Source organism: Mesorhizobium sp. M1A.T.Ca.IN.004.03.1.1 (assembly GCF_003997555.1).
GTDB lineage: Bacteria > Pseudomonadota > Alphaproteobacteria > Rhizobiales > Rhizobiaceae > Mesorhizobium.
This window is the reverse complement of the sequence record NZ_RZTV01000782.1, coordinates 1-249: the sequence shown is the minus strand read 5'-3', so window position 1 is coordinate 249 and position 249 is coordinate 1. Positions and strand designations below refer to the sequence as shown.

General features: G+C 72.7%; 1 protein-coding gene. It reads left to right on the top strand.

From position 1 onward, the window contains the following. The coding region (locus EOD29_RS33780) for an IclR family transcriptional regulator C-terminal domain-containing protein (RefSeq protein ID WP_281059264.1) at nucleotides 1–249 on the top strand (249 nt) is incomplete at both ends.

Genomic DNA, 249 nt, shown 5'->3' with positions numbered 1-249 from the left:
GGTCGACGCCTACCTCGATCGGCACGACGACCTGTCCGACCGCTGGGGTGCGGCCCATGCGCCGACGCGCATCCGCTCGCGCATCGCCGACACGAAGGCGCGCGGCTACGCGGTGAACCCGGGCCTCATCGTCGAGGGCAGTTGGGGCATCGGCGCGGCCGTCTTCACCAGTACGGGCGAACCGCAGTGGGCGCTGAGCCTGACGGGGGTCGAGTTCCGCTTCGGCGGCGAACGCCTCGCCGAGCTCGG